Origin of the sequence: Streptomyces sp. NPDC006458 (assembly GCF_040612135.1) — a bacterium.
Lineage (GTDB): Bacteria > Actinomycetota > Actinomycetes > Streptomycetales > Streptomycetaceae > Streptomyces.
This window is the reverse complement of record NZ_JBEXPR010000002.1, coordinates 441,555-453,274: the sequence shown is the minus strand read 5'-3', so window position 1 is coordinate 453,274 and position 11,720 is coordinate 441,555. Positions and strand designations below refer to the sequence as shown.

Genomic DNA, 11,720 nt, shown 5'->3' with positions numbered 1-11,720 from the left:
CCATCGACCGGACCACCTACAAAGCAGCCATCAACATCACCATGCTCACAACCAGCACTTGACGCCCCGGCCCCGCCCTTAACTGAACGGCGTTGGTCCTAGAAGACCGACTCCGCCTCGTCTATCCGGTCCTTCGGGACCGTCTTCAGCTCGGTGACCGCCTGCGCGAGCGGAACCATCTCGACGTCGGTTCCCCGCAGCGCGGTCATGTTGCCGAACTCGCCCCGGTGAGCGGCCTCGACGGCGTGCCAGCCGAAGCGGGTGGCGAGGACGCGGTCGTAGGCGGTGGGTGTGCCGCCGCGCTGGACGTGGCCCAGGATGACCGGCCTCGCCTCCTTGCCGAGGCGGCGCTCCAGCTCGTGGGCGAGGGCGGTGCCGATGCCCTGGAAGCGCTCGTGGCCGAACTGGTCGATGGCGCCCTTGCCATAGTCCATGGTGCCGTCGGCGGGGTGGGCGCCCTCGGCGACGCATATGACGGCGAACTTCTTGCCGCGCGCGAAGCGCTCCTCGACCATCTTGACCAGGTCGGAGGGGTCGAAGGGCCGCTCGGGCAGGCAGATGCCGTGGGCGCCGGCCGCCATGCCGGACTCCAGGGCGATCCAGCCGGCGTGCCGGCCCATGACCTCGACGACCATCACGCGCTGGTGGGACTCGGCGGTGGTCTTCAGCCGGTCCATCGCCTCGCTGGCGACGCCGACCGCGGTGTCGAAGCCGAAGGTGCGGTCGGTGGAGGAGATGTCGTTGTCGATCGTCTTCGGTACGCCGACCACGGGCACGCCCGCGTCCGAGAGCATGCGCGCCGCGGTCAGGGTGCCCTCGCCGCCGATCGGGATGAGCGCGTCGAAGCCGCTCTTCTCGATGAGTTCCTTGGCGTTGTCGCAGGCCGCGCGGAAGCGGTCGCGCTCCAGGCGGGAGGAGCCGAGAATGGTGCCGCCGCGGGCGAGGATGCCGCTGACCGCGTTGAGGTCGAGGGTCCGGTAGCGGCCGTCGAGCAGCCCGGCGTAGCCGTCCTCGAAGCCGATGACCTCGTCGCCGTAGTTGGTGACCGCTCGGTGCACGACCGACCGGATCACTGCGTTCAGACCAGGGCAGTCGCCGCCTGCGGTGAGAACTCCGATACGCATCGTGCTGTGTCTCCTGCTCGCTGTGAATGCCGGTGAGCCGATTCCGATTGTTTCACGTCCTCCGGGGCATCGTCGCCGTCATCACTTGACGGGCGCCATATCTATGAGGAGGGGTACTGTCAAGAGGGTTCCGCTCACCTCGGTGGGCGATTTTTATGAGAGCCGCAGGGCTTTTACGTCGGGCCCGGAGCAGGCAAAACATCTTGAAGAACTCAAGGCGCCACGAAACGGAGAGCTCGCGTGACCCGCAGCGTGTACGTGACCGGTATCGACCGCGGCGACGGCCGCCAGGTCGTCGAGCTGGGAGTCATGGAGCTGCTGACCCGGCAGGTGGACCGGGTCGGCGTCTTCCGTCCGCTCGTCCACGACCGCCCGGACCGGCTCTACGAGCTGCTGCGCGCCCGCTACCGGCTCGCGCAGGACCCGGCCACCGTCTACGGGCTGGACTACCACGAGGCCTCCGCGCTCCAGGCCGAGCGCGGCACGGACGAGCTGGTCTCCGTGCTGGTCGACCGCTTCCACGCGGTGGCCCGCGACTACGACGTCGTCCTCGTCCTGGGCACCGACTTCGCGGACACCCAGCTGCCGGACGAGCTCTCGCTCAACGCGCGCCTGGCCAACGAGTTCGGCGCCTCCGTGATCCCGGTCGTGGGCGGCCGCGGACAGACCGAGGAGTCCGTGCGCGCCGAGACCCGCAACGCCTTCCGCGCCTACGACACCCTGGGCTGCGACGTGCTGGCCATGGTCACCAACCGGGTGGCCCGCGAGGACCGCGACCTGATAGCCGACCGGCTCTCCTCCCGGCTGCCGGTCCCCTGCTATGTCGTGCCCGACGAGCCCGCCCTGTCCGCGCCGACGGTCTCCCAGGTCTCCCAGGCGCTCGGCGCGAGGATCCTGCTCGGCGACGACTCGGGGCTCGCCCGCGACGCCCTCGGCTTCGTCTTCGGCGGCGCGATGCTGCCGAACTTCCTCGCCGCCCTGACCCCCGGCTGCATGGTCGTCACCCCCGGCGACCGGGCCGACCTGCTGGTCGGCACGCTCGCCGCGCACAGCGCCGGCACCCCGCCGATCGCCGGGGTGGTGCTCACCCTCGACGAGGTGCCCGGCCAGGAGGTCCTCACCCTCGCCGACCGGCTCGCCCCCGGCACCCCCGTGCTGTCGGTGCCCGGCCTCAGCTTCCCCACCGCCGAGCAGCTGTTCTCCCTGGAGGGCAAGCTCAACGCGGCCACCCCACGCAAGGCGGAGACCGCGCTCGGCCTGTTCGAGCGGTACGTCGACACCACCGACCTGCTCGGCCGGGTCTCCGCGCCGAGCAACGACCGGGTCACCCCGATGATGTTCGAGCACCAACTGCTCGAACAGGCCCGCTCGGACCTGCGCCGGGTCGTGCTGCCGGAGGGCACCGAGGAGCGCGTGCTGCACGCCGCCGAGGTGCTGCTGCGCCGGGGCGTGTGCGAGCTGACCCTGCTGGGTCCGGTCGACCAGATCCGCAAGAAGGCCGCGGACCTCGGCATCGACCTCGGCGACTGCCAGTTGATCGACCCGGCGACCAGCGAACTGCGCGACGGCTTCGCCGAGAAGTACGCCCAACTGCGCGCCCACCGGGGCGTCACGGTGGAGCTGGCGTACGACGTGGTCTCCGACGTGAACTACTTCGGCACGCTGATGGTCCAGGAGGGCCTGGCCGACGGGATGGTGTCGGGCTCGGTGCACTCCACCGCGGCGACCATCCGGCCCTCGTTCGAGATCATCAAGACCAAGCCGGACACCGCGATCGTCTCCTCGGTCTTCTTCATGTGCCTGGCCGACCGGGTCCTCGTCTACGGCGACTGCGCGGTCAACCCGGACCCGAACGCCGAGCAACTGGCCGACATCGCCGTTCAGGCGGCCGCGACCGCCGCCCGGTTCGGGGTGGAGCCGCGGATCGCGATGCTGTCGTACTCGACCGGCACCTCCGGCTCGGGCGTCGACGTCGACAAGGTGCGCGAGGCGACCGAGCTGGTGCGCGCCCGGCGGCCGGACCTGAAGATCGAGGGGCCGATCCAGTACGACGCGGCCGTGGAGCCCACGGTCGCCGCGACCAAGCTGCCGGAGTCCGAAGTGGCCGGGCAGGCAACGGTTCTGATCTTCCCCGACCTCAACACGGGCAACAACACCTACAAGGCCGTGCAGCGCTCGGCCGGCGCCATCGCCGTCGGCCCGGTGCTCCAGGGTCTGCGCAAGCCCGTCAACGACCTGTCCCGCGGCGCGCTCGTGCAGGACATCGTCAACACCGTCGCCATCACGGCGATCCAGGCCCAGTCCTCCGACCAGAAGGCGCCCCGGCAGTGAGCCCGTCCCGTGTCCTCGTCCTCAACTCCGGCTCCTCGTCGGTGAAGTACCAGCTGCTCGACATGCGCGACAGCGGCCGGCTCGCGGTGGGCCTCGTCGAGCGCATCGGCGAGGAGACCTCCCGGCTCCGGCACACCCCGGCCGGCGGCGAGACGCGGGAGTGGTCGGGCCCGATGGCCGACCACGACGCGGCGCTGAAGGCGGTGGCGGCCGAACTCGCCAAGGACGGGCTCGGCCTGGACTCCCCCGAACTCGCGGCCATCGGTCACCGGGTGGTGCACGGCGGCAAGCACTTCACCCGGCCGACCGTCGTCGACGACACCGTGCTCGCCGAGATCGAGCGGCTGATCCCGGTCGCCCCGCTGCACAACCCGGCCAACCTCACCGGCATCCGCACCGCGCGGGCCCTGCGCCCGGATCTGCCGCAGGTCGCGGTGTTCGACACCGCGTTCCACACGACGATGCCGGAGTCGGCCGCCCGCTACGCCATCGACACGGAGACGGCCGACGCCCACCGCATCCGCCGCTACGGCTTCCACGGCACCTCGCACGCCTACGTCTCGCGTGCGACCGCGAAACTGCTGGGCCGGGCGCCGGAGGAGGTGAACGTGATCGTGCTGCACCTGGGCAACGGCGCGTCGGCGTCCGCCGTCCGGGGCGGGCTGTGCGTGGACACCTCCATGGGGCTGACCCCGCTGGAGGGCCTGGTGATGGGAACACGCTCCGGAGACATGGACCCGGCCGTCATCTTCCATTTGATGCGTGTTGGCGAAATGTCCGCCGACGAGATCGACACTCTTCTCAACAAGAAGAGCGGGCTGATCGGGCTGTGCGGGGACAACGACATGCGGGAGATCCGCCGGCGCATCGACGAGGGCGACGAACAGGCGGGACTCGCCTTCGACATCTACATTCACCGGTTGAAGAAGTACATCGGCGCCTATTACGCCGTTCTCGGCAAGGTGGACGCGGTCGCGTTCACCGCGGGCGTCGGCGAGAACGCCGCCGAGGTCCGGGCGGCGGCCCTGGCGGACCTCGGGGAACTCGGCCTCGCGGTCGACCCCGCGCTGAACGCCGTACGCGGCACCGAGCCGCGCCTGATTTCGCCCGAGGACGCTCGCGTCGCCGTCGCGGTGGTGCCGACGGACGAAGAACTGGAGATCGCGACGCAGACCTACGCACTGGTCGGGCGCTATGGATTTACGGCTCCGCCGCGGGGCAACTGAGCCCACCTGAGCAAAAGGCCACTCATTTGTATCTTCCGCCAGACGGAATATTCCGGAGCGAAACAAACCGTTAGGATCGCCTCATGCGCCGTTCGAAAATCGTCTGTACTCTCGGCCCCGCCGTCGACTCCCACGAACAGCTCGTGTCGCTGATCGAGGCCGGCATGAACGTGGCCCGCTTCAACTTCAGCCACGGCTCGCACGCTGAGCACCAGGGCCGGTACGACCGGGTCCGTGCCGCCGCCAAGGAGACCGGCCGGGCCATCGGTGTGCTCGCCGACCTCCAGGGCCCCAAGATCCGTCTGGAGACCTTCGCCGAGGGTCCCGTCGAGCTGGTGCGCGGTGACGAGTTCACCATCACCACCGAGGACGTCCCCGGCGACCGGACCATCTGCGGCACCACCTACAAGGGCCTGCCGGGCGACGTCTCGCGCGGCGACCAGGTCCTGATCAACGACGGCAACGTCGAACTGAAGGTCCTGGACATCGAGGGCCCGCGGGTGCGGACGATCGTCATCGAAGGCGGCGTCATCTCCGACCACAAGGGCATCAACCTGCCCGGCGCGGCCGTCAACGTGCCCGCGCTGTCCGAGAAGGACGTCGAGGACCTCCGCTTCGCGCTGCGCATGGGCTGCGACATGGTCGCGCTGTCCTTCGTCCGCGACGCCAAGGACGTCGCGGACGTGCACCGCGTGATGGACGAGGAGGGCCGCCGGGTCCCGGTCATCGCCAAGGTGGAGAAGCCGCAGGCGGTGGAGAACATGGAGGACGTCGTGATGGCGTTCGACGCCGTCATGGTCGCCCGTGGCGACCTGGCCGTCGAGTACCCGCTCGAAAAGGTCCCCATGGTGCAGAAGCGCCTCATCGAGCTGTGCCGCCGCAACGCCAAGCCGGTGATCGTGGCGACCCAGATGATGGAGTCGATGATCACCAACTCCCGGCCGACCCGCGCCGAGGCCTCCGACGTGGCCAACGCGATCCTGGACGGCGCCGACGCGGTCATGCTGTCCGCCGAGTCGAGCGTGGGCGCGTACCCGATCGAGACCGTGAAGACGATGTCGAAGATCGTCGCCGCGGCCGAGGAGGAGCTCCTCGCCAAGGGCCTGCAGCCGCTGGTGCCGGGCAAGAAGCCGCGTACGCAGGGCGGTTCGGTGGCCCGTGCCGCCTGTGAGATCGCCGACTTCCTCGGCGGCAAGGGCCTGGTCGCCTTCACCCAGTCCGGTGACACCGCCCGCCGTCTGTCCCGCTACCGCGCGGCGCAGCCGATCATCGCCTTCACCACCGACGAGTCGACCCGCAACCAGCTGGCGCTCAGCTGGGGCGTGGACTCGCACGTCGTGCCGTTCGTGAACAGCACCGACGAGATGGTCGACCTGGTCGACCAGGAGATGGTCAAGCTCAACCGCTTCAACGAGAGCGACATCGTGATCATCACGGCCGGTTCGCCGCCCGGCGTCCCCGGCACCACGAACATGGTCCGCGTCCACCACCTCGGTAGCGGCGACCGCGACTGAGGCCCCGTCCGGCCAACCACACCGAGGGCGCCCCTTCCCCAGCGGAAGGGGCGCCCTCGGTGTCGTGCGGCTCCCGGAGCGGCTTACGGGGCCGGCCGGTCCGCTCAGTCGATGAACTGGTGCAGCCCGGGGACATGCAGGTCGCCGCCGAACTGGCCGGCCTGGATGACCTCGACGTCGGTGAAGTAGATCAGCGGGATGTTCAGCGGCGGCGGGTTGTCCGGGCTGAACGTCACGGGTATCAGGCCGAACAGCTTGCCCGAGATCGACTCCGTGTACATGGTCGTGTCGCCGTTGCGGATGGTCGACGTCGACCCCTTGGCGGCCTGGACGTGGTAGGTCTTGCCGCCGTCCTCGTCCTGGACGAGCTGGTGCAGGTCACCGATGTCGGTGCCGTCGCTGATGACGTACTTCAGCACCTGCTTGACCTTGCCGCTCGCGGTGCGCACCTCGACGATGCCCTGGTAGTCGGCGCCCTTCAGGAGCAGGGAGCTGGCTTCCAGGCGCCAGGGGCGGTCCGGGAGCGCGGGGACGTTCGCGTACGCGCCCTCGGCATCGGTGGCGGCCGGGCAGTCCTCGGGGTCGACGCTCTCGGAGGCGGACGGGCTGGGCGAGGCGGTGGCGGTCGCCGAGGGCACCTCGGTGGGGGCGTCGGTGGCCTCCTCGGCGGTGTCCTCGGCGGCGTTCTTGACGTCCTCGACGTCCTCGACGGCGTCGCCGACGGTCTCGCCCGCGTCCTCGGCCGTGTCCTCGGCGGACTCGGCCGGGGCGGGGGTCTCCGTGGCCGCCGCCTTGGGGGTCTCCGAGGGCGTGGGCGTGGCGGCCGGGGTGGCCTCCGCCGTGTCGCCGCCGGTGATGAGGTCTTCGAGCGTCTGCCCGATGCCCAGCGGGTCGAGCGGGTTGCTGTTCTCGGTGGCCGGCGCGGTGGGCGTCGCCGACGGCTCGGTGGACTGGGGCTCGGTGTCCGTGTCCGTGGAGCCGGCCGGCTCCTGCGGGGCGGTGGTGGGCGCCTCGGGGGTGGCCGTGGGTGACGGGGTGCCGCTGTCCGTGTCACCGGAGCCGGTGTCGGTCGATCCGCCGGTGCCGCCGGTGGCGGTCTGCGACGGGGTGGCGGTCGGCGTCGCGGACGGCTCGGCGGTCTTCTCCGCGCCGTCCTGGGTGACCTCCAGGGCCTCGACGCAGGCCTGGTACTCCTCGGCCGACAGGCGCTTGGGGTCCTGGGCGTCGGCCTGGGCGAGCGGGCTCAGGCCGACGCCCATCAGAACGGCGGTCGGCATCGCGGCCAGCGCGATGGCCCGTCCGGTGGGCATGTGCAGTCGGGTCAGGAGCGGCTTCTTGGGGGCCGCATGGCGAGGTCCGGTGCGGACGGACGGCTCGGCCGCGTAGTCCTCCGGGCCCAGCGGCTCAGCCGGCACGGTGCCTCCCGTTGTCGTTGTCGGGCACGACGTCCTCGCTGTGCTCCCGCGGGGCGGGCACGCCGCCCGTACCGTTCTCGGCGGTCTCCGGTCCGGCCTGCGGCCCATCGGCCGGGCCGAGGTCGGCAACCGCCTGAGGCAGCGGCGCGGTGGCCGGTGCGGCCGCGAAGGCGGCCTCCTTCTTCGCCTTCTTGGCGGCGGTGTCGTCGGCCTCGTCGCCGGGCACCCACGAGACGGCGAGCGCGCCGCCGATCAGGGCGAGCAGGAAGCCGATCACGAAGCCGCCGATGTTGGACACCACCAGCGACACCAGGGCCAGCACGATCGAGGCGACACCGGCGAAGATGCGGGTCGCGTGCTGGAACCACATGGTGAGACCGAGGGTGACCAGAAGGACACCGATGATCAGGGAGCCCGCGCCGGCCGTCGTCGCCATGGCGATGGAGATGTGGCCGAGCTTGAGGGTGGCGTACGGGAAGTAGGCGATCGGTACACCGCCGAGCAGTGTGAACAGACCCGCCCAGAAAGGCCGGTCGCCCCGCCAGGCGCGGAACCGCAGACGCGTCCGGGTGAAGGCCCCGACGCTCTGGACCGGAGTCTCGGCACTCATGGAAAAACAGCTCCCTGGATCCGGGGGAAGTACGTACCGGCTGTACCGGCGGGGAGAGATCGAGGTCGGCGCGCGTTAAGCGGTGCCCGGTGCGGGCGCAGCGGGCGGATGGTCCGGTCCGGGCGGGGAGGCGTGTGCCTCCCCGCCCGGCGGTCAGCTCAAGTACCCGGGGGTACCCGCGCGACGGAGGCTCAGAAGCACTCCATCTTGGAGTCGGTGCCGAGCCGCAGGCTCAGACCGCTCAGCTTGAACGTGCCGGCGGTGGTGGCCCAGGCGACCTGCTTGGCGTCGTCGAGGATCGCCTTGTCGGCCTGCTGGGCGAAGCCGCCCGGCAGCACACCCTTGTCCGTGACGGCCGGACCCTTGTTCTGGTCCTTGACGGCCACACCGATGTCGATGCCCTTGAACGTGGCGTCGGCGTCGAGCTGGGAGATGTCGAGGTAGAGGTTGTCCGCCTCGACGACCTTGCCGTTCCGGCCCGCGTCCAGGCGCATGTAGACGGTGCCCAGGAGCGGGATGTCCGTCTTCAGCGACTGGCACATGTCGTTGATCTCGGCGTGCTTGAACGTCGAGATCGCGACCGGCCGCTTGGTGGTCTTGGAACCGGAGATGTCGGTGTAACCCTCATCGACACCGCCGTACTGGGCGAAGCCGTCACCCTCCAGGTGACCGGCACGCACCTTGAAGCTCTGGCCGGAGACGGCGAACGACGCGGCCAGCGCACCCTGCGCCAGACCCACACCGACCGCTGCGGCCGCGGCGACGCTGGGCACCATGACCACAGCGAACCGCTTCCATCTGGTCCCGCCACGAGGCTTGGAACCCATGATTTCCTCCTTCTCGGACGTACATCTCCGGCCCTGACTGCCCCTTTGACGGCGGCTCAGCCGGGCAGGGATGGGAGAAGTGCTACGTCCTCGGTAAGGAGAGCGCCCGCGCTCAGCGGCGCGAACTGCGCCTGAATCACCGGCGATCACCCCCGAGCGACAACCACTGGTCGCGCCTGACACGATCACGCACAACCTTGCTGGACAGGCTTCGCCGTCCGGCGAAGACCCCCCTGCCCAAGAGCCGGCTCCACTGCCGCCGGCTCTGCTCGGTGGGGACCCAGGAACTCCCGCGGCCCGACCGGCTGTCGGGGGTGGGGAAGGGACCGAGCGTCGCCGATCGTGGTGCATTCTCGCCGTCGGCACAAGGGGGTTCGTTACTCGCTAGTAACGGCCGGATAACCGAACAACGACCCGCTGATCTCGGTCGACGACGGAGGGTGTCAGATGGGGGCGGGACAGAACTGTTGATTGCTGGACGGAACCAGACAGACGAACGCCTCGGACTTACTCGCAGTAACAGCGGCCGCGATTACCAAGATTTGGTAAAGCGCGGCCGCCTTTCGGCCTCGATGGCGGCTCCCGTCACTGCGGCATCAGCGCCGCGAGCCCGGGCAACCGTCCGTTCCAGCCCGGTAAATCCCTTTAGAACAAGGCGCGTGCGAGCGCCCTGCGCGCCGCGGCGACCCGCGGGTCCTCCGCGCCGACGATCTCGAACAGCTCCAGCAGCCGCAGCCGCACGGTGTCCCGGTCGTCACCCACAGTGCGCCGGACCGCGTCGATGAGCCGCCCGAAGGCGTCCTCCACATGTCCGCCGACGAGGTCCAGGTCGGCGGCCGCGATCTGCGCCTGTGCGTCGGCCGGCTTCTCGGCGGCGTCCCGGCGCACCTGCTGCGGGTCGAGATGCTGCACCCGCTGGAGCAGCTCGGCCTGCGACAGGCCGAGCTTCGCCTCCGGGTGGGCCGGGTCGTCGGCCAGCACGTTCTTGTACGCCTGCACCGCGCCGCCCAGGTCGCCCGCGTCCAGCGCCTGCGCGGCCGCGTTGAGCAGAGCGTCGTAGGGGCCGATCGGCACCTCGGCGGGCGGGGCGCCGCCCGGCTCGGCGTCCGGGTCGACGACGAGGCCGGTCAGACCGAAGCGCTGCTCGGCGACCTGCACCAACTGGTCGAGGGTCTGGCGGATCTGGGCCTCGTCGGCGGCCCCCTGGAAGAGCGGCAGTGCCTGCCCCGCGACGACCGCGAAGACGGCCGGGATCCCCTGGATCCCGAACTGCTGCATCAGCATCTGGTTGGCGTCGACGTCGATCTTCGCGAGCAGGAAGCGCCCGTTGTACTCGATCGCGAGGCGCTCAAGGACCGGGCTCAGCTGCTTGCAGGGCTGACACCACTCGGCCCAGAAGTCGATGACGACCGGGACCTCGGCGGAGCGTTGGAGGACCTCTGCTTCGAAGCCCGCCTCATCGACGTCGATGACAAGGTCGGCCGGGGACACGGCCCCGCCTCCACCCTGCCGGGCCGTTTCGGCGCGCGCCTGCTCCGCCTTGGCCTTGGCCTCTTGGGCCGCCTTGACCGCTGCGAGGTCGACGACGCCGCTCATGGACATGTTCCGTGGCTGCATGCGTCTATCCTCCCCCGTACCCGCGCGTCAGTGAAAAAGCGTCGCGAAAGCCCGCTCCGGCCCGCGCCTCCGCCCAGGGCGCCGGGTCCCCACCCGCGCCGTACGGTGGTCGCCCCGTGCACGTCCAGCACGGGTCGCCGTCAGCTTTCGCTACGGGTCGTAGCGTAATGCCGCAGGCGCTTCTCAGGGGCCGTGTTCTCGGTGATCTGCCTCACTGCCGCGGGCGGCGCGGTGTGGTGAACGGCGGTTTATGGTCATGGCATGCAGAGCCGCATCCCAGCCGTCCGAGGCCGTCCCCGCAGCGCCGCCGCGGACACGGCGATCCTGGCCGCCACCCGTGCGGCCCTGGTGGAGCTGGGCTGGTCCAAGCTCACCCTGGGAGACGTGGCGATGCGGGCGGGGGTTGCGAAGACGACGCTCTACCGCCGCTGGGCGGGCAAGAACGAGCTGGTGTGCGACGCGGTCGCCGAGCTCTTCGACGAACTGCGGCTGCCGGACCGGGGGTCTCTCGCGGCGGACATCGAGGGTGTGGTCCTCCAGTTCGCCGCGATCCTGGCTCGACCGGAGGCCAAGAGCGGGCTGATGGCGGTGGTCGCCGAGTCCACGCGGGACGACGCTCTGCGCGAGCGGATCCGGGCGTCCATCGTCGAGCGGCAGAAGTGTCTGGTGACCGAGGGGCGGGAGCGGGCTCAGGCGCGGGGGGAGTTGGCCGCGGAGGTCGACGCGGAGGAGGCCTCCCGCACGGCCGACCTCATTTTCGACATGGTCGCCGGGGCGGTGGTGCATCGCACGCTGGTGAGTGCGGAGCCGGCGGACGAGGAGTGGGTGCGGGGTTTTACGCGGGTGCTGGTGCTGGGGTTGGCGGGGGCGGAGCAGGCGTCGGCGTCTTGAGGCTCGCCGCCGCCTGGTGACTGGCTGATCGCGCAGTTCCCCGCGCCCCTTGAGGGCGTGTCGCTCGCGCCGCGTTCTGGCTGAGCCTCGGGCATGCGGGCCGCCTGCGGCGCGACGGGTGGGTGTGGGTCGGGGCTCGTCGGCGGGTGCGGGTTGCACCTGGCT

The 11,720-nt window shown here is 70.5% G+C and carries 9 protein-coding genes; 4 read left to right on the top strand and 5 right to left on the bottom strand.

Annotated elements, in window-relative coordinates; translation table 11 throughout:
• Positions 1-98: 98 nt before the first annotated feature.
• Complete coding sequence (locus ABZZ79_RS05315; protein ID WP_356686655.1) at positions 99-1,124, bottom strand: 6-phosphofructokinase; 1,026 nt, start codon at positions 1,122-1,124, stop codon at positions 99-101.
• A 240-nt stretch (positions 1,125-1,364) separates the two neighbouring features.
• Here ABZZ79_RS05315 and pta point away from each other — a divergent pair, with 240 nt between their 5' ends.
• The 3 genes from pta to pyk all read left to right on the top strand — a co-directional run bounded on the left by pta (position 1,365) and on the right by pyk (position 6,195).
• On the top strand, positions 1,365-3,455 hold the full coding sequence (gene pta, locus ABZZ79_RS05310) for a phosphate acetyltransferase (protein WP_356686653.1): 2,091 nt from the start codon (positions 1,365-1,367) through the stop codon (positions 3,453-3,455).
• Entirely contained in the window at positions 3,452-4,681 is a 1,230-nt protein-coding gene (locus ABZZ79_RS05305) for an acetate kinase (protein WP_356686651.1), read from the top strand. Before pta ends, ABZZ79_RS05305 begins: the two co-directional genes overlap by 4 nt.
• A gap of 83 nt (positions 4,682-4,764) precedes the next feature.
• Positions 4,765-6,195, top strand: coding sequence for a pyruvate kinase (gene pyk / locus ABZZ79_RS05300; RefSeq protein WP_356686649.1), 1,431 nt, complete (start codon positions 4,765-4,767; stop codon positions 6,193-6,195).
• A 104-nt stretch (positions 6,196-6,299) separates the two neighbouring features.
• Here pyk and ABZZ79_RS05295 read toward each other — a convergent pair whose 3' ends face one another.
• From ABZZ79_RS05295 to ABZZ79_RS05280, 4 genes are all read right to left on the bottom strand, one after another.
• Positions 6,300-7,610, bottom strand: a complete 1,311-nt coding sequence (locus ABZZ79_RS05295; RefSeq protein WP_356686647.1) for a hypothetical protein — start codon at positions 7,608-7,610, stop codon at positions 6,300-6,302.
• Positions 7,600-8,220: a DUF6114 domain-containing protein gene (locus ABZZ79_RS05290; protein WP_356686645.1), complete on the bottom strand. Its 621-nt coding sequence runs from the start codon at positions 8,218-8,220 to the stop codon at positions 7,600-7,602. The genes ABZZ79_RS05295 and ABZZ79_RS05290 overlap by 11 nt, the downstream gene beginning before the upstream one ends.
• A 191-nt stretch (positions 8,221-8,411) precedes the next feature.
• Complete coding sequence (locus ABZZ79_RS05285; RefSeq protein WP_356686643.1) at positions 8,412-9,047, bottom strand: DUF6230 family protein; 636 nt, start codon at positions 9,045-9,047, stop codon at positions 8,412-8,414.
• A 645-nt stretch (positions 9,048-9,692) separates the two neighbouring features.
• Positions 9,693-10,664: a tetratricopeptide repeat protein gene (locus ABZZ79_RS05280; protein WP_356686641.1), complete on the bottom strand. Its 972-nt coding sequence runs from the start codon at positions 10,662-10,664 to the stop codon at positions 9,693-9,695.
• A 261-nt stretch (positions 10,665-10,925) separates the two neighbouring features.
• On the opposite strand from ABZZ79_RS05280, the gene ABZZ79_RS05275 reads away from it, so the two are divergent.
• Entirely contained in the window at positions 10,926-11,555 is a 630-nt protein-coding gene (locus ABZZ79_RS05275) for a TetR/AcrR family transcriptional regulator (RefSeq protein ID WP_356686639.1), read from the top strand.
• The last annotated feature ends 165 nt before the right edge of the window (positions 11,556-11,720 follow it).